Source organism: Mucilaginibacter metallidurans (assembly GCF_003286435.2).
GTDB lineage: Bacteria > Bacteroidota > Bacteroidia > Sphingobacteriales > Sphingobacteriaceae > Mucilaginibacter > Mucilaginibacter gossypii.
Genome location: NZ_CP043449.1, coordinates 7,446,156 through 7,461,977 on the forward strand (window position 1 = coordinate 7,446,156; position 15,822 = coordinate 7,461,977).

14 protein-coding genes are annotated in these 15,822 nt (G+C 43.6%); 3 read left to right on the top strand and 11 right to left on the bottom strand.

The annotated features are described in order from the left end of the window. Positions 1–40 precede the first annotated feature (40 nt). The 3 genes from DIU38_RS32320 to DIU38_RS32330 are packed head-to-tail and all read right to left on the bottom strand — an operon-like array spanning position 41 to position 2,249. A complete protein-coding gene (locus DIU38_RS32320; protein ID WP_112657855.1) occupies positions 41–871 on the bottom strand; it encodes an outer membrane beta-barrel protein in 831 nt (276 codons plus the stop codon). 33 nt (positions 872–904) lie between these two features. Beyond that, entirely contained in the window at positions 905–1,690 is a 786-nt protein-coding gene (locus DIU38_RS32325) for a hypothetical protein (RefSeq protein ID WP_167516333.1), read from the bottom strand. Continuing rightward, a complete protein-coding gene (locus DIU38_RS32330) occupies positions 1,680–2,249 on the bottom strand; it encodes an RNA polymerase sigma factor (RefSeq protein WP_112657914.1) in 570 nt (189 codons plus the stop codon). The genes DIU38_RS32325 and DIU38_RS32330 overlap by 11 nt, the downstream gene beginning before the upstream one ends. Positions 2,250–2,404: 155 nt before the next feature. Between DIU38_RS32330 and DIU38_RS32335 the strand changes: the two genes are divergently transcribed. Both DIU38_RS32335 and vapC read left to right on the top strand, forming a co-directional pair. Beyond that, entirely contained in the window at positions 2,405–2,584 is a 180-nt protein-coding gene (locus tag DIU38_RS32335) for a type II toxin-antitoxin system VapB family antitoxin (protein ID WP_091166939.1), read from the top strand. Then, positions 2,584–2,988 (top strand): type II toxin-antitoxin system VapC family toxin, encoded by a 405-nt coding sequence (vapC, locus tag DIU38_RS32340; RefSeq protein ID WP_091165528.1) that lies wholly within the window; start codon positions 2,584–2,586, stop codon positions 2,986–2,988. Before DIU38_RS32335 ends, vapC begins: the two co-directional genes overlap by 1 nt. Before the next feature lie 3 nt (positions 2,989–2,991). Here the strand turns inward: vapC and DIU38_RS32345 are convergent, their stop codons facing one another. From DIU38_RS32345 to hemC, 8 genes are all read right to left on the bottom strand, one after another. Continuing rightward, the gene (locus tag DIU38_RS32345; protein ID WP_112657858.1) at positions 2,992–3,525 is read right to left on the bottom strand and encodes a CopD family protein; all 534 of its coding nucleotides are present in this window, start codon (positions 3,523–3,525) and stop codon (positions 2,992–2,994) included. 112 nt (positions 3,526–3,637) lie between these two features. After that, complete coding sequence (gene hemE, locus DIU38_RS32350; protein WP_091165534.1) at positions 3,638–4,663, bottom strand: uroporphyrinogen decarboxylase; 1,026 nt, start codon at positions 4,661–4,663, stop codon at positions 3,638–3,640. Positions 4,664–4,863: 200 nt separating this feature from the next. After that, positions 4,864–5,394 carry a hypothetical protein gene (locus DIU38_RS32355; RefSeq protein WP_112657860.1) on the bottom strand — a complete coding sequence of 177 codons (531 nt, stop codon included), beginning with the start codon at positions 5,392–5,394 and terminating at the stop codon, positions 4,864–4,866. Continuing rightward, complete coding sequence (locus DIU38_RS32360) at positions 5,394–6,101, bottom strand: response regulator transcription factor (protein WP_091166941.1); 708 nt, start codon at positions 6,099–6,101, stop codon at positions 5,394–5,396. The genes DIU38_RS32355 and DIU38_RS32360 overlap by 1 nt, the downstream gene beginning before the upstream one ends. 15 nt (positions 6,102–6,116) lie before the next feature. Beyond that, positions 6,117–6,992 (bottom strand): sensor histidine kinase, encoded by an 876-nt coding sequence (locus DIU38_RS32365; protein WP_090529091.1) that lies wholly within the window; start codon positions 6,990–6,992, stop codon positions 6,117–6,119. An 88-nt stretch (positions 6,993–7,080) separates the two neighbouring features. Next, on the bottom strand, positions 7,081–8,448 hold the full coding sequence (gene hemL / locus DIU38_RS32370; RefSeq protein ID WP_112657862.1) for a glutamate-1-semialdehyde 2,1-aminomutase: 1,368 nt from the start codon (positions 8,446–8,448) through the stop codon (positions 7,081–7,083). A 256-nt stretch (positions 8,449–8,704) separates the two neighbouring features. Next, complete coding sequence (gene hemB, locus DIU38_RS32375) at positions 8,705–9,676, bottom strand: porphobilinogen synthase (protein ID WP_112657864.1); 972 nt, start codon at positions 9,674–9,676, stop codon at positions 8,705–8,707. Between the two features lie 108 nt (positions 9,677–9,784). Continuing rightward, positions 9,785–11,359: a hydroxymethylbilane synthase gene (gene hemC / locus DIU38_RS32380; RefSeq protein WP_112657866.1), complete on the bottom strand. Its 1,575-nt coding sequence runs from the start codon at positions 11,357–11,359 to the stop codon at positions 9,785–9,787. Positions 11,360–12,103: 744 nt separating this feature from the next. Here hemC and DIU38_RS32385 point away from each other — a divergent pair. After that, positions 12,104–15,760, top strand: a complete 3,657-nt coding sequence (locus DIU38_RS32385) for an ABC transporter permease (protein ID WP_112657868.1) — start codon at positions 12,104–12,106, stop codon at positions 15,758–15,760. Positions 15,761–15,822 lie beyond the last annotated feature (62 nt).

Below are 15,822 nucleotides of genomic sequence, written 5' to 3' on the forward strand. Positions count from 1 at the left end.
TATCATGGTCATCTTGTAATCCTTAAAATCATGGTTCTGTTTAAAAGCCGAATGTCAACCCAAACGAAAAGTTTCTCAAACCTTTTTGATCAGGGCTGTTTTCAAACATATCGTTGAAGTAATATTTGGCGTAAAGACCCATGATGCCATAACCCATGCGTACAAATACACCTTTACGCAGTTTGGCAAAGTGATAATCATCGTTAAATTTCTGCTTGCCGTTTTCCTCGCTGATCTGTTTTACGCGGCCGTTAAGCAAGATGCCAATCTCCGGACCGGCAACTAACCTGAAATAATTCCCCCGGTCATCCTCATGGCTGCGGTAATAGAACGATAGCGGTATGCGAAGGTAGGTTGATGAAAAACGGTTTTTGCTGAAGTGGATACTGTCCTGAACGTAGGTGAGCACCGGCGCGTTACGCTGTATGGTGATATCATTACGTAAGCGGATATGGGTCCAGTCGAAACCACCGGATACATAAATTTTGAAAGCACTGTTAAAGCGATAACCAAATTGCAGCACATCAAAACCAAAGTTGCTTGTTTTCCACTGGCGGTAGCTTAAAAATTTGTTTTTGTCAGATAGGGTAAAACTGCCATTGTCAATCAGCGTAGCAAAACCGAGGTCGATCCTTGAAAAGGTTACCCCAAAAGAAAACCCCGGCGCCTTGTGTGCATGGTAGGCAGTATCAGGCTCATCATTATTAATATTAACCTGCGTTACATCATCACCAAAGCCAAGTTTTACTTTAACGTGCTTTTTATGTGTAGTGGTGTCGGTAGCATTTTGGGTAGAATCGGCAGGTGTGCTTTGAGCAAAAACAAAACTCGTGGCAAGGCATATCGTGATGGTAAAAATAAGGCGTTTCATATAGTTGTGGTATAATTGTCGTTCGCTAAGATATTATTTGTCTTTCTCTTTTTTTACTTTAATAAAGCCCAGGTTAAGGCCTGTAATAGTGGCATCGTCTTCATCGGTATTACTGAATTCAATTACTTTGTCTTTACGTTTATCAACAGCGGCTATCACCACGTTAAAAACATCGCCAAGGCTGCGGATGCGGTGCCTTTTTACAGATTTTGCTGTAGCAGGAACGGCATGCGGTACCTGGGCTATCAATACCGGCTGTGTGTTGTCGCTGGCAATGATGGTTGATTTCGGGCTGATCCTGGCTGCTGTATCCGGGGCTGCGGCGTTAACAACAGGATAATCTGCGGCAGGGGCATTTGCTAATAATGGTTCATCTGTATGGGCGGTTACAGGTGAGGGGATAGGATTTACCGGCTGTGATACAGATGGTGTCAAATTGCTTTTTATTTTGGTTTTATTAAGTTGCGCTATAGTATTAACAGGTGCTATAACCGGATTTGCGGGTACTTTGTTTTGCGCCGGGGTTGGAGGTACCACAGGCTCAACTGTAACTGCAACGGATTGTTTTACCGGTTGATGGGTTTTAACTATTTCTGTTGGATGGTCATTATGTTTAACTCTTTGTTTAGGGATAAACTGGATACCTGCGGTGATCAGTAATATAACACCTGCTGCTGCGCTTAGCAAAGGCAATAATATTCCTTTACGCCTGCCGGCGTTTAATTCGGCGTTGATGCCCTGCCATACATGGGCCGATGGTTGTATTTCCAGGTCATCAAGCTTTTGTTGAAACAGCCTGTCCAGTTCCTTATCCTGCATATCCATAACTTTTGCCCTCCATTTTAGCAATTTGTTCTTTCAATATTGTACGAGCCCTTGACAGCTGCGATTTAGAGGCACCCTCGGTAATGCCTACAATCTCCGCTATCTCTTTGTGCGAATAGCCTTCCAGCGCGTAAAGGTTAAATACTATCCGGTAACCCGGGGCCAGTTGCTGTATCATGCCCATCAGCACCTTTGCATCAAGATTGGCCGCAGCCAGTGGATTAACCGATGGTTCATGTCCTGCTTCTTCAATATCAATTAACTGCATCATTTTATGATGTTTGCGATAGTATTCAATTGAACTGTGAACCATGATGCGCCTAACCCAGCCCTCAAATGATCCCTCGCCCCGGTAATCATCCATTTTCTGGAAAACCCTTATAAAGCCATTCTGCAACATGTCTTCGGCCTCCATGCGATCAGTGGCATAGCGCATACACACCCCCAGCATTTTTGAGGCAAACTGCTTATAAAGCAGTTCCTGTGCCTTGCGCTCACCGGCCCGGCAGCGGTCTATCAGTTGGTGAATGGTATATTTAGGTTCCAAAAACATCATTTATAAGTAAGATGGCAAAGTGATGTAAATGGTTGCATGGTGATGTAAATATTTTGATGAATAGTTTTAACGCAAGAATGAGGTATAAAGAGAATGTAAGAATAGATATTTTATTTGATGGTTTTTGTGTATATTTATTAAAATTTATGTGTATGAGAACGAATGTAGATATTAATGATGAGCTAATCGCTAAAGCTCAGAAATTGGGTAATATAAAAACAAAGAAAGCAGTAATTGAAGAAGCTTTGAAGTTATATGTTACAATTGAAAATCAAAAGAAGCTTGCTGAATTATGGGGGAAGGTTGAACTCGATGATAAGGCTTTTGAATAATGGATATTATTTTGGTAGATACATCCGTATGGGTCAATTTTTTCAAAGGAATTGAAACAGATTCAAGTAAATTTTTAAGGAATAATTTGGCAAATATGGTAGTGGCAACTTGTCCTACAATAATGCAAGAGATTTTACAAGGTGTAGTCTCAGAAGCCGAAGTAAAGAAGATTAAATCTTATTTTGATAGCATGACTAAACTAAAAGGAGATCCTTATGTAGCCGCTACTGAAGCCGCAAGCTTATACCGTGATTTAAGAAAAAGAGGCATTACTGTACGTAAACCAAACGATTGTCTCATTGCTGTTTACGCTATAAAAAATAAAGTAATCCTTTTAAATGACGATAGGGATTTTTATTTCATCGCAGCACATTCATCTTTAAAAGTAATGAACTTCACTTAAGAGTTACTTCTTCTCCCTATATCTTTTATAAATCTTAACCGCTATCATTAATATCACAGCCAGCGATACCAAGCCAAGAACACCAAAGATCCAATTCAAAGCGCTCTTAAGCACCACAAGGAAAACAATGGCGAACAGAAAAATGGTAGCAACTTCATTCCACAAGCGGAGCTGAATGGATGTCCATTTGAATACGCCGTTACGCATCTGTTTTATTTTATTTTGGCAGATGAAATGATAGATCACTAAAGCCACAACAAAGGTCAGTTTGATATGCATCCATCCAAATTGAAGCCAAATTGGCTTGAGGATAAGCATCGTTGTGCCAGCTGCTATAGTAAGGTACATTGAGGGGATAGTTATGATATTCCACAACTTGCGTTCAATGATTTCGAATTGTTTAGACAATATAGTACGATCCGGCTCGGGCTTATCCTGGGCTTCAGTATGATAAATAAATAAACGTACGCTATAAAATAACCCCGCCATCCAGCAGACCACAAAAATGATATGTATAGCTTTTACGTAATCGTACATGTCAATTAATACATGTCATTGCGAGGAACGAAGCAATCGCGAACTTTACAGAGCGACTTGCATAGTTCGGGATTGCCACGCTATCGCTCGCAATGACATGTTGGCTTTATTATTAGTTTCTGTATTCTTTTATCACTTCTACCGCGTACTTCACATTATCAAACGGGATATCAGGCATAATGCCATGGCCCAGGTTAAAGATGAAGCCGTTTTCGCCTTTCATTCGGTCGAACAGGCGGTAGATGCGTTCTTTAATTACTTTTTTATCGGCATAAAGGATATGCGGATCAAGGTTACCCTGTACCGCAATACCTGCCGGTAAACGTTTTTTGATATCTAACAGATCGACATTCCAATCGATAGAAATTACATCCGGCTTAGCCTCTGCCATTAGCGGTGCAAAAACCGAGCTGCCTTTACAGAAGGAAATCACCGGGATATCTTTACGGTTTAGTTTGCTGATGATCTCCGCAATGTAACGGTGACTAAATTCTTTATAATCATCCCATGCCAAAGCTTGCGCCCAACTGTCAAAGATTTGTACTGCGTTTACACCTGCTGCAATCTGCATGTTCAGATAATCTGCTGTGACAGTGGCAATTTTTGATAACAGTTGATGGGCCATTTCGGGCTCATTGTGCAGCATCAGTTTGGTGCGTTTAAAATCTTTTGAAGATCCGCCTTCAACAAGGTAGCTCATTACGGTAAATGGCGCACCGGCAAAACCGATAAGCGGAATACGGCCGCCAAGGCGCTGTTGAATCACCTTAATAGCATCGGCAACATATTGCAGCTTATCAATAACATCAGTTTGCAGGTTATCGATATCGGCTTGTGTACGTACGGGATTGGCGAACAGCGGACCAACACCTGCGTTAAAACTCAGGTCGCCGCCCATGGCTTCGCCGGTTACCAGGATATCTGAAAATAAAATCGCACCGTCAATCCCTAACAAATCAACCGGTAGCATGGTAACATCGGCAGCAATCTCCGGTGTTTTACACATTTCAAGGAACGAGTATTTATTTTTAATGTCCCAATACTCTTTCATAAAGCGGCCTGCCTGCCTCATCATCCAAACCGGCGGGCGTTCTGTTTGCTCCGAAAATGCCGCTTTTATTAATAACGAATCTCTCATATTTTATGTTAGAAGCAAGAAATCAAGAGTCAAGATGCAAGAAAAAAAGAATCAAGAAGCAAGAAATCAAGAAGAGAACCGTTCTCTTTTTTTTTATTTTCTCGCCTGATAGCTCTTTTTGTCTTGTCTCCTTACTCTTTCCTCTCGTCTCTTTATCTTATTTCTTGTAACTCGACTCTTATAGTCTTGATTCTTGTTCCTTACTGTCTTGATTCTTTCTGAAGCTCCTGCTGAAGGCGGCTTATCACTTCCCTCATTTTGGCTGTTACTTTTTCTTTATGCTGTTCGGTTAACTGCAGGTAAGCTTTCGCCTTTTCAAAATTACCACGCCTGATGCTGATATTGGCTACACTAACCAAAGCGGCTACGTGGTCATTAACCGAACGCAAAGGGTATTGTGCCGCTATTTCATAGTGCATTTCTGCCCCTTCAAAATCCTGCCTTTGCAGGCATAAACCGCCGTATATAAACTCATAATACCCCCTGCGGTTTTTGCTGAGCCATTCGGGTTTCATGATTTCGTTTAACGAAGCCGCGGTTTTATCATAATCCTTTACATGAAAATGTTTGGATGCTACAACCAACGTACCCTTTCTGAAATAATCCCAGATAAGCAGGATAATCATCATAGCTGCAACTGCCGCAAGCTCATAAATATGAAAATATACCAATATACCTAACGACAGCAGAAATATAAACGCAATAAATATACGTGTCCTGTTACTGAACATTAATGCTGGTTATCGGTAAATTTATACCCAACGCCACGAATGGAATGGAAATAAACCGGGTTTTTAGGATCTGGTTCAAAGTACTTACGGAAGGTTAGGATAAAATTGTCGATAGTACGGGTTGACGGATAAACGTCATAATTCCAAACGGTTTCCAGGATCTGCTCGCGCGATACGGCGTCATTACGGCGCTCAATCAACAATTTAAGCAGCATGGTTTCCTTTTTGGTAAGGGCGGTAATTGAGCCATCTTCGTTAACCAGCTCAAATGAGTTAAAATGGATGGTTTTATCACCTATTTTATAGCTGTTAAACTCTTTCAGGTCTTCACCTTTCAGGCTGCGTTTCACCAGGTTGTTCACCCTTAAAATAAGCTCCTCGAGATTAAACGGTTTGGTAAGATAATCATCAGCGCCTTTTTTTAAGCCCGAGATCTTGTCCTCATTGGTGTTTTTAGCCGTAAGGAACATGATAGGTACTTCTGTATTTTCAAGCCTGATGGTTTCGGCAACAACAAAGCCGTCAATTTCGGGCATCATTACGTCCAATATCACCAGGTTAAAGCGTTCCTCTTTAAATAGCTGTAAAGCTTTTTTGCCGTTTTTGGCCGGAGAAACCTTGTACCCTTCCAGCTCAAGGTTAAGCTTAATTGCTTCTAACAAATGCTCTTCGTCTTCGGCCAATAAAATTCTTTTTTTGTTTGGCATATTCATGTCTTAAATTTAGGTTAGTCCAAATGTAACTTCAAAAATACTACCAGCAGGGCGGTTATCTTTAACCCTGATGCTGGCCTGGTGTTTATCCAACACCTCCTTAACAATATAAAGGCCCAGTCCGGTGCCTTTGGTGTTACGGGTTTCTTCACTGCCTACGCGGTAAAAACGGTCGAAAATACGGGTTTTCTCCTCGTCGGCTATGCCGATACCATGATCAGATACCTGCAAATAAACTTTATCATCTTTCGAAAACAGCTTTACCCCGACCGATGAGCAGGGGCTCGAATATTTTACAGCGTTTTCTATCAAATTGGTCACTACTGATGTAAGGGCAAATTTATCGCCCACAATCTCCACCTTAGGCTCAATCTCGGCCTCTATGATCTGCTGGTTGCAATCGCATTTGGAGATCTGCAGGCGGTTAACAATGCTATCAACCAAAACCGAAAGGTTAAAGCTGGCCTTAGGGAAACTGTATGAGCGGTTTTCGATCTTAGATGCAAGCAGCATATTCTCAACCATATCATCCAAACGCTCAACATCGTTCAATGATTTTTCAATAAAATCAAGCAGTTGTTCTTTGGTTAGATGACGTTTCTGAATAGTTTGCAGCAGGATTTTTATAGATGCCAGCGGCGACTTCAGCTCATGCGTTACCGAAAGCAGGAAATTCTTTTTCTGCTCCTGTAACCTCCGTTCTTTATTAAACGAGCGGTGCAGGTTAATGGCGCCAATTAAAAATACGGCCACAAACATGGCCCCTTCGCCCAGTATCATACCGGTACGGCGCGGTTGCAGCGTAACCAGCATATAGCCCCACCATACCAGTTCGGCAACGGCATAGGTGATAAGTGCGTAAAAAATAACAAATGACTTTTTCATAACAACCTCCTCTAAATCTCCTCCAAAGGAGGAGACTTCAAGATTTTATTTTTTTAGGCCCTCTCCTTTGGGGAGGGTTTGGGTGGGGTTATTTCCCACTAAATACCAAATCCAAACTATCAAATATAGCACGTTTTGTTTTCTCCAGATCGGTTTTGGTATGGGCTGATGATATAAAGCCAACCTCATACCCCGACGGGCCTAAATAAATGCCCCTGTTCAACAATTCGCGGTGGAACTTTTTGAATTTTTCCATGCTTGATGCATCAATATCTTCGGCTTTACGAATATACTCTTTATCTGTAAAAGCAAACCAAAATATGGAGCCTATGCCAAACACCTTAAACTTATAATTGCGGGCGGTAGCAAAACGCTGAATGGCTTCTACGAACCCTTCTGTTTTATTGTTCAGGTCGCGGTAAAAGCCCATACGCAGTAATTCGCTCAGTTGAGCAATACCGGCACCCATGGCAACCGGATTACCTGACAAAGTGCCTGCCTGGTAAACCGAACCTTCCGGCGAGATATTGCTCATGATTGCTGCCGATGAGCCATAAGCACCAACAGGCATACCGCCACCGATAATTTTACCGTAAGTAATAATATCAGGCTTGATCTGGTAGTAACCGGCAGCACCTTCAAAGCCAACACGGAAGCCGGAGATCACCTCATCAAATATCAGCATGGTGCCGTTTTGTGTACAGATGTCGCGCAGGTATTGCAGGTATTCTTTTTCCTGCAGCAGCAAACCGTTATTTGCCGGTACCGGCTCAATGATTACCGCGGCAATCTGGCCTTTAAATTCTTCAAAAGCTTTAGCTAATGCTTCTTTATCATTAAGTGCTACAACGATAGTTTCGTCGGCAACTGATTTTGGCACACCGGCTGATGAAGTTTCGCCGAAGGTAACCAGACCCGAACCGGCTTTCACCAGTAAAGCATCGGCATGGCCGTGATAGCAGCCTTCAAATTTCAGAATCTTATCGCGTTTAGTGTAACCTCTTGCCAACCTGATTGCTGACATTACAGCCTCGGTACCCGAGCTTACAAAGCGGATTTTTTCAATAAACTTATTGTTTTTCAGGATCAGTTCGGCCAGTTCATTTTCTAATGCGGTAGGGGCGCCGAAGCTCATGCCGTTTTGCATTACCTCGATAACTTTTTCCCTTACTTTTGCATTGTTGTGGCCAAGGATCAGTGGCCCCCATGAGCAGCAGTAATCGATAAATTCGTTACCGTCGGCATCCCAGATATGACTCCCATCACCTTTTTGAATAAACAGCGGCGTGCCATAAACAGATTTGAAAGCCCTTACCGGTGAGTTAACCCCACCCGGAAAATAGGTTTGCGCCTTAGCATACAATTCGGCCGATTTTTCACGACTGATATCGGGCTTGCCCGTAGTATTTACCGGTTCATCCTCTGCAGAAAACATCTTTTTTATTGAATCGAACATTTTTATTTATAAGCTTAAAGCAGAAAGCCAAAGGCTTAAAGCTGTTTTATCAAGTTATAGGGCCTAAGGCCTTTCTTAAATAATTAAAATCACAGTCATGCTGAACTTGTTTCAGTACCCCACTCGCTAAGCAATCATGCTAAGCAAAGCGGCTACCTGTCCTGAGGGATGCCGAAATAAATTCGGCATGACGGTGGTGGTGATAGTGCTTAACTTCTACCTTTCGCCTTTAACCTTTTCCCTTTCACCTCAAAACCTACAACCACTTATTCTCCAAAACCTCTTTGGCATGGTAGGTTAAAATAGCAGTTGCACCTGCACGACGAATGCTGGTAAGCACCTCGGTAATGGCGCGCTGTTCGTTTAACCAGCCGCGTTGTATGGCGGCTTTAATCATGGCATATTCGCCGCTTACGTTATAGGCAGCAACGGGCAGTTCGGTATTATCTTTTATCAGTTTAATAACATCCAGGTAGGGCAAGGCCGGTTTTACCATTAGGAAATCTGCACCTTCCAGTTCATCAAGTCCGGCCTCTATCAGGGCTTCACGCTGATTGGCCGGGTTCATCTGGTAAGTTTTTTTATCGCCGAACTTTGGTGCCGAGTTCAATGCATCCCTGAATGGGCCATAAAAAGCGCTGGCGTATTTAGCCGAGTATGACATGATAGACACATTAGTAAAACCACTATCATCAAGCACATTGCGGATGTAACCCACGCGACCGTCCATCATATCCGAAGGGGCGATGATATCGGCACCTGACTGTGCATGAGCCAAAGCCATTTTGCCTAAAATGTCAAGCGTTTCGTCGTTCAGGATCACGCCGTTTTCCACAATGCCGTCGTGGCCGTCGCTACTGTATGGATCCATAGCAACGTCGGTAATTACACAGGCTTCATGGAAGTTTTTCTTTACCTCGCGGATAGCACGCAGATACAAACTTTCATCGCGGTAGCTTTCCGTAGCAAATTTGTCCTTCAGCTCCTCGGCAATATTAGGGAACAGGTCGAAAGAGTTTAAGCCCAGTTTAAGGCAGCTTTCAATTTCGCGCAGCAGGTTATCGATAGAATAACGGAAAATGCCTGGCATTGACGCCACTTCGCTTTTCTGGTTTACGCCATCAATAATAAACAGCGGGAAAATCAGGTTAGCAGCGCTAACATGCGTTTCCTGCACCATCTGGCGGATCACTTCACTTTTGCGGTTCCTTCTTGGTCGTTGTAACATTTTTTAGTTCATTAGTTCAATGATTCATTCGTTCATTGGTCTTTTCTCAATTGCAAGGCTTATGAAAGCGATACTAATGAACCATTGAACAAGTGAACCAATGAACGTTTATAATCCAAACACTGCCTCTGCCAGCCCAACTTCGTCGGGCGAGTAGGGGAGCGTGTATTTTACACCCATTTCGTCAAATTTTTTGCCGGTTGATTTGCCTATGGCCACTACCTTTTGGTAAGGGTCGAGCAGATTATCGGCAAAGTAGGCTTCCACGTTCGATGGACTGGTAAACACCAACACATCGGCGCCGCTGGCTTCTACGTCTTCTTCCAAAACGGTTTCGTAAACCGGCAGGTCGATGATTTTGGTATCGGCAGATAAGCCTTGCTGGATACTCCTCATCGGACTTTCAGCTCCCGGGAACAGCACTATTTTTCCGTTTGCCAGTTTGGCAAATTCTTCGGCTACCTCGGCGGTATCTGTACCTTCGCCAACATAGTCGGTAAAGTGACCTTTGCGGCGCAGCATTTCTTCGCTGCCGCTGCCCATTACCCCAAATTTTACCTTTTTAGGGAATTGTGGGTTTAACTGGAAAAAGTATTCAACAGCGTTTTTGCTGGAGAAGAATACCCAGTCAATATTTTTTAATATGTATGAGTCAAAGCGGGTGATCACGGGTACAGTACGGATCAGCGAACGATCTTCTATCTGGATGCCATGTTTTTCAAGCGCTTTGCGGAAGTAACTTTGTTCGCCAAGTTCGCGCGAAATGAATACACTTGACGGGTGCTTGCGGTCTTTTGCAAACTTGGCTACTACTTTCTCAGCCAAACCTTCGGTAGTTGGCGCTTCTAAAAACAACCTGTCCGGAAACTCATCGCCTTCGTTAGCTTTAGAGGTAAACACCTGGAAAAGGCCATCTTCCTTGCGGCAGTAACAGCCCAAAGGCAGGTGGCAACCACCGCCAAATAATTTCAGTACGGTACGTTCAACAGCCAGCTCTTCGGCCACATCAGTATGGTGTAACGCCTGTAGTGCTTCAAAAAGCTCATGATCAGTTTCACGGATCTGGATCGCCAGCGCACCTTGTGCCGGGGCCGGGATCAATTCAACCGGGGTGATCTCTTCTACATGAAACTCGCTCAAGTCGAGGCCTAAACGGGTAACGCCGGCTTTAGCCAGCATAATGGCATCATATTTTTCATCGCGCAGCTTACCAATACGGGTAGGCACGTTACCGCGAAGTTCTTCAATTTCAAGATCGGGACGGTGGGCCAGGAGCTGGGCTTTGCGCCGGTTTGATGAGGTGCCTACAATAGCGCCGTATTTAACAGATAGCTTTTGGTGCACGTCAACGCAATCCTTCAGGATCAGCAACAGTTCGGCAGGATCTTCCCGTTCTGAAACTGCTGCAATGATGAGTCCCGGAGGATTTTCTGTTGGCAGGTCCTTATGTGAGTGGACCGCGATATCAATGGTACCGGCTATTAATTCTTCTTCTAATTCTTTGGTAAAAAAGCCTTTACCCTCCAGCTTATCAAAGCTGAGGTTCAGGATGCGGTCGCCCTGGGTTTTAATGATCTTTAACTCGGCTGTAATGTTAATGGCAGCAAGGCTGTCTTTAACGAAATTGGCCTGCCATAAAGCCAATTCACTGCCACGGGTTCCTATAATCAGTTTTCTGTCCAAAAGAATGAATGTTTGCAGCTGCAAATTTAATTTTTTATGCCGATGATAAGGTACAACAACTTAATGAATTATTGTTAATTGCAACAAAATGACTGTAATGTGTGGGTTTTGATAGTTGAACAAATTTCCCCCACATATCACCTGCTTAACATATTTGCCACAGCGCACAGCCTTGCAGCAGCGGACTTAACTTTGTAACAAAGCGGGTGTCCCAATTTTTTGATTCCCGAAAAAAAATGGAAAAACTCCGCCGCCTCTTTTTTTTAAAAATAGCTATGTTCCATTTTTTAAGAGTGAAACGGTGAAACGGGTTAATGGCATTATTGCTTGATAATCAGCATTTTAGATTTTTATGTGAAACATTGATAAATTACTGATAATCAGCACTTGAAACTTTAAGGCGTGTTTGTTTGGTGTTTCATGATTGTTGAATATAGGAGCTGATTTTTTGAGTTGATTTTTATCGTTTTTGAGATTTTTTTAGATCGGTGCAGCTGTTTGAATTGGCTGGTGACAAAGTACTGCCACCATTGGTTAAAGCAGGGATGCTTAGTTTGTGTGTTCTCTGTATATGGCGAAGCTACGCTTCGTCACGGGGCTATTGCGGGCCGATTTCAAATACAACGGTTCAAATCCGTACAACCAAACGTCCGTTTTTATTACAACAATTCCTGCTTAAGAAACCTTATTTCCTATATATCAAAAAGTTATAAATTTGGAATAGCCTTTGAAACAATACTTAACTTGACCGCGTATAGTTTCCATATCACCCTTTATGACCTGGCGTTTTTGGCTGCGATATTTATCGGCCTCACGTTTAGCCTGCTGTTATGGTTTACCAGAAGCATTAACCGCTCTGCAAATCGTTTTTTGGCCCTTGCTATGCTAACCATTGTTTTATGGATGGCCCGGGTGTTGGGAGAAAGCATTGGGCTGGGTACTTACTTCCCGGATTGGAGCCGGTTGCCACTTCAATTTTCGCTGGCACTTGGGCCTCTCCTCTATTTTTATGTACTTAAGATAACCCGGCCGGGATATAAATTACATGGTACGGATCTGCTGCACTTTATCCCCTTGTTGCTGCAACAGGGCATTTTTGTATTGGAGATTGGGCAAAGCATCAGCACCGACGTGGCAACTTTCCACACACCGGTCTTTCAGCAAACGGGCCTGGCACTGAATATGGCAGCATTCATTTCGGTAGTTGCCTATTTGTATATTTCTTTCAGGCTGATTGAAAGCTATTATCAACAGTTGAAATTCAATCACATAAATGACCGCTACCGCACTCAAATGCGCTGGCTGGTCCGGTTAATCAAAGCCTTTGGTTTTTTATGGTTATTATGGCTGCCATATGCCGTTGCAGATTTTTTTTATTTCCACTGGTTAGGAACCCACGTGTACTACCCTTTGTATTTGCTGTTAGCGGGAATGATGATTTGGATAGCGGCGATAGTTCATTCAAAACCGGGGGCCTTAGTTACGGAGCAAGCCTACCCGGTTTTGAAAGCACCGGTTTCGGCGGATCTCAGGCAAAAGGGAACCTGGCTCAGGAAGGCAATGGAAGCTAACCTGTATCACCAGGACGCAGAGTTGAATTTGACCTCGCTTGCCGAAAAATTGGGCTTCACCGTTCATGAGCTATCCCGGATCATCAATGTGGCACTCAAAAAAAACTTTAACGATTTTATCAATGAATACCGCGTTACGGAAGTGATCCGGAGAATGCGGGATCCCGCTTTTGGCCATATAACCCTGCTTGGCATAGCACTTGAGTCGGGGTTTAATTCAAAATCTTCTTTTAACCGCATTTTTAAACAGATGACGGGTAAAAGTCCGGCGGAATATAAAAACGCGGCCCAAAAAGAGTTCCCAAGTTATAACTTAAGACGACACACCCAGTTTGCAGGGGTAATTTCGAAGCATGAAACCACAATTATGTGGCCTTCCCGGAAATTAAACTGCAGCTATATGTTCAAAAATTATTTTAAGATCGCGTGGCGTAATATCACCCGTCACAAAAGTTACTCGGCCATTAATGTAGCCGGGCTGGCGGTGGGCATTGCGGCCTGCCTGCTGATATTTGTAGTTGTTCAATATGAGTTGAGCTTTGATACCTATCAACCCGGTTATAAAAGCACTTATCGCATCGTTACAAAAAAAGACAGGGAAGGCAATATCAGGTATAGTGCCGGGATCTCAACACCCGCTGTAGATGCTTTTCGTCTTTATTTCCCACAGGCTACCATTGCAGGTATCAACGCCATTTATGGCAGCCAGATCGTAGCCCCGGCGGCTAACGGGAACGCCGCCGGCGATAAAAAGTTTGTTGAGAACACCGGCATCATGTTTGCCGAACCCCAGCTTTTCGATATTTTTTCAGCAACCTGGCTTGCCGGCAGCGCGTTAGCTTTAAAAGATCCTAACATGGTGGTGATTGATAAAAGCAGCGCCATAAAATATTTTGGTAACTGGCAGTTGGCCGTAGGAAAAACACTGAGGATGGACAACCTGCTAACGCTGAAGGTTGCTGGTGTGATACAGGATTTACCTCCAAATACCGACCTGCCGTTTAAAGTGCTGGTTTCGTACATCACCTGGAAGAAGAACCTAAAAAGCTACCATTACGCATATACCTGGGATGAAACCAGCAGCGATTGCCAGGTATATATAAAATTTCCTGCAAATGTATTGCAAAGCAGCATCGAAAGTCAAATGCTTAGTTTTTCCGAAAAGCAATTTAATAGTGACAGTAAACGCGCTGCCAGGAAAAGATATGCTGTAGCGCAACCCTTATCGGCAATCCATTTTGACACCAGCTTTGGCGGCACGCTGGGCGATCATGTAACCGGCAAGTCCACGCTGCGTACCTTGTCGCTTATCGCGGTGCTGATCATCGTTATGGCATCCATCAATTTCATTAACCTTTCAACCGCGCAATCCGTTGGCCGCTCCAAAGAGGTAGGCATCCGCAAAGTGCTGGGCAGCAGCCGCGGGCAATTGGTAGGCCTGGTAATGTGCGAAACGGCCATTATCGTACTAATTTCGGCCGGCCTTGCAATTTGCATAGCCGAAATTGCTTTACCGTTACTCAAACATATCGCCAGCGTTCCGGATACCATTGGTTTGTTCAATCCCGGCATATTGCTTTGCCTGGCCTGTGTAATAGTTGCAGTGATACTGCTTTCGGGAGTATATCCGGCAATTATCGTATCGGGATTTAAACCTGTTGAGGCGTTGAAAAATAAGATTAATTCGGCGGTTGTCGGTGGTATATCGCTCCGCCGTGTGCTGGTAGTTACCCAGTTTACCATTTCACAGTTGCTGATTATCGGAACAGCTATCGCCGTTAAACAAATGGATTTTGTAAACAATGCCGACCTCGGGTTTAATAAAGAAGCCATATTGGCCATACCATGCCCTGCCGATAGCATCGGTTTATCACGAATGAACAGCTTTAAACAGCAGGTGCTTACCTTGCAGGGCGTAAAGGCAGCCAGTTTTTCGGCCGACGCGCCATCGTCATCGCATAATAATTCAAGCAATTTCTACTTCAATCATTCAGATAAAGATCCTGGCTTTGATATTTTCATGAAAGTTGCCGACGCGGATTACTTTAAAACTTTTGGCCTCAGGTTTATAGCAGGCAAAAGCTATGAACCCAGCGATACCGCACGCGAACTGGTGGTTAATGAAACTTTTATACGCAAATTGGGTATTAAACGTGCAAATGAAGCTTTGGGCAAAACCCTTACCTTTGATAGTTACGGAAACCTGCCCATAGCAGGTGTTGTTGCCGACTTTAAAACAAACTCCATGCGTGAGGAAGTTAAACCGCTGGTGATGTTCCCCTCAAAACAATCGGAACAGCAAATAGCGGTAAAAATTGAAAGCCGGAGACTTGCAAAAACGGCAGCATTGGTGCAAAGTGCCTGGGAAAAGAAATATCCCGAATATGCCTACACCGGCTTTTTTGTTGACGATAGCATAGCCAAATTTTACGAACAGGAAAACCAGCTTGAACTGATCTATAAAGTATTCGCGCTCATCGCTATTTTTATCTCCTGCCTTGGTTTGTACGGCCTGGTGTCATTTATGGCGGTACAGCGCACAAGAGAGGTAGGGATCCGAAAGATTTTAGGCGCATCAGTAAGCAGCATTGTGTATCTGTTTTCGAAGGAATTTTTAGCTCTTATCGTGGTGGCATTTATGATTGGCGCGCCCCTTGCCTGGTACCTGATGAACGGATGGCTGCAAACTTTCGCCTATCGTATTTCGCCGGGCTTATGGGTTTTTGTGGCAGCCATTATAAGTTCGTTATTGATAGGCTGGTTTACGGTAGGTTACAAAGCTTTAAAAGCCGCGCTGGCAAACCCTGTAAAAAGTTTGAGGACAGAATGATCAGGAAGATTATTGTGAGACTACCTTCTCATCAGGGTCTCTCGTAGAGGGCCCTGATGTAT

What these genes read in the sequence shown, in the direction of transcription:
- DIU38_RS32345 (WP_112657858.1), bottom strand. Translation starts at nt 3,525, where the DNA reads ATGTACGATTACGTAAAAGCTATACATATCATTTTTGTGGTCTGCTGG.
- DIU38_RS32365 (WP_090529091.1), bottom strand. Translation starts at nt 6,992, where the DNA reads ATGAAAAAGTCATTTGTTATTTTTTACGCACTTATCACCTATGCCGTT.
- hemL (WP_112657862.1), bottom strand. Translation starts at nt 8,448, where the DNA reads ATGTTCGATTCAATAAAAAAGATGTTTTCTGCAGAGGATGAACCGGTA.
- vapC (WP_091165528.1), top strand. Translation starts at nt 2,584, where the DNA reads ATGGATATTATTTTGGTAGATACATCCGTATGGGTCAATTTTTTCAAA.
- DIU38_RS32355 (WP_112657860.1), bottom strand. Translation starts at nt 5,394, where the DNA reads ATGTTCAGTAACAGGACACGTATATTTATTGCGTTTATATTTCTGCTG.
- DIU38_RS32325 (WP_167516333.1), bottom strand. Translation starts at nt 1,690, where the DNA reads ATGCAGGATAAGGAACTGGACAGGCTGTTTCAACAAAAGCTTGATGAC.
- DIU38_RS32335 (WP_091166939.1), top strand. Translation starts at nt 2,405, where the DNA reads ATGAGAACGAATGTAGATATTAATGATGAGCTAATCGCTAAAGCTCAG.
- DIU38_RS32330 (WP_112657914.1), bottom strand. Translation starts at nt 2,249, where the DNA reads ATGTTTTTGGAACCTAAATATACCATTCACCAACTGATAGACCGCTGC.
- DIU38_RS32360 (WP_091166941.1), bottom strand. Translation starts at nt 6,101, where the DNA reads ATGCCAAACAAAAAAAGAATTTTATTGGCCGAAGACGAAGAGCATTTG.
- DIU38_RS32320 (WP_112657855.1), bottom strand. Translation starts at nt 871, where the DNA reads ATGAAACGCCTTATTTTTACCATCACGATATGCCTTGCCACGAGTTTT.
- hemE (WP_091165534.1), bottom strand. Translation starts at nt 4,663, where the DNA reads ATGAGAGATTCGTTATTAATAAAAGCGGCATTTTCGGAGCAAACAGAA.
- hemB (WP_112657864.1), bottom strand. Translation starts at nt 9,676, where the DNA reads ATGTTACAACGACCAAGAAGGAACCGCAAAAGTGAAGTGATCCGCCAG.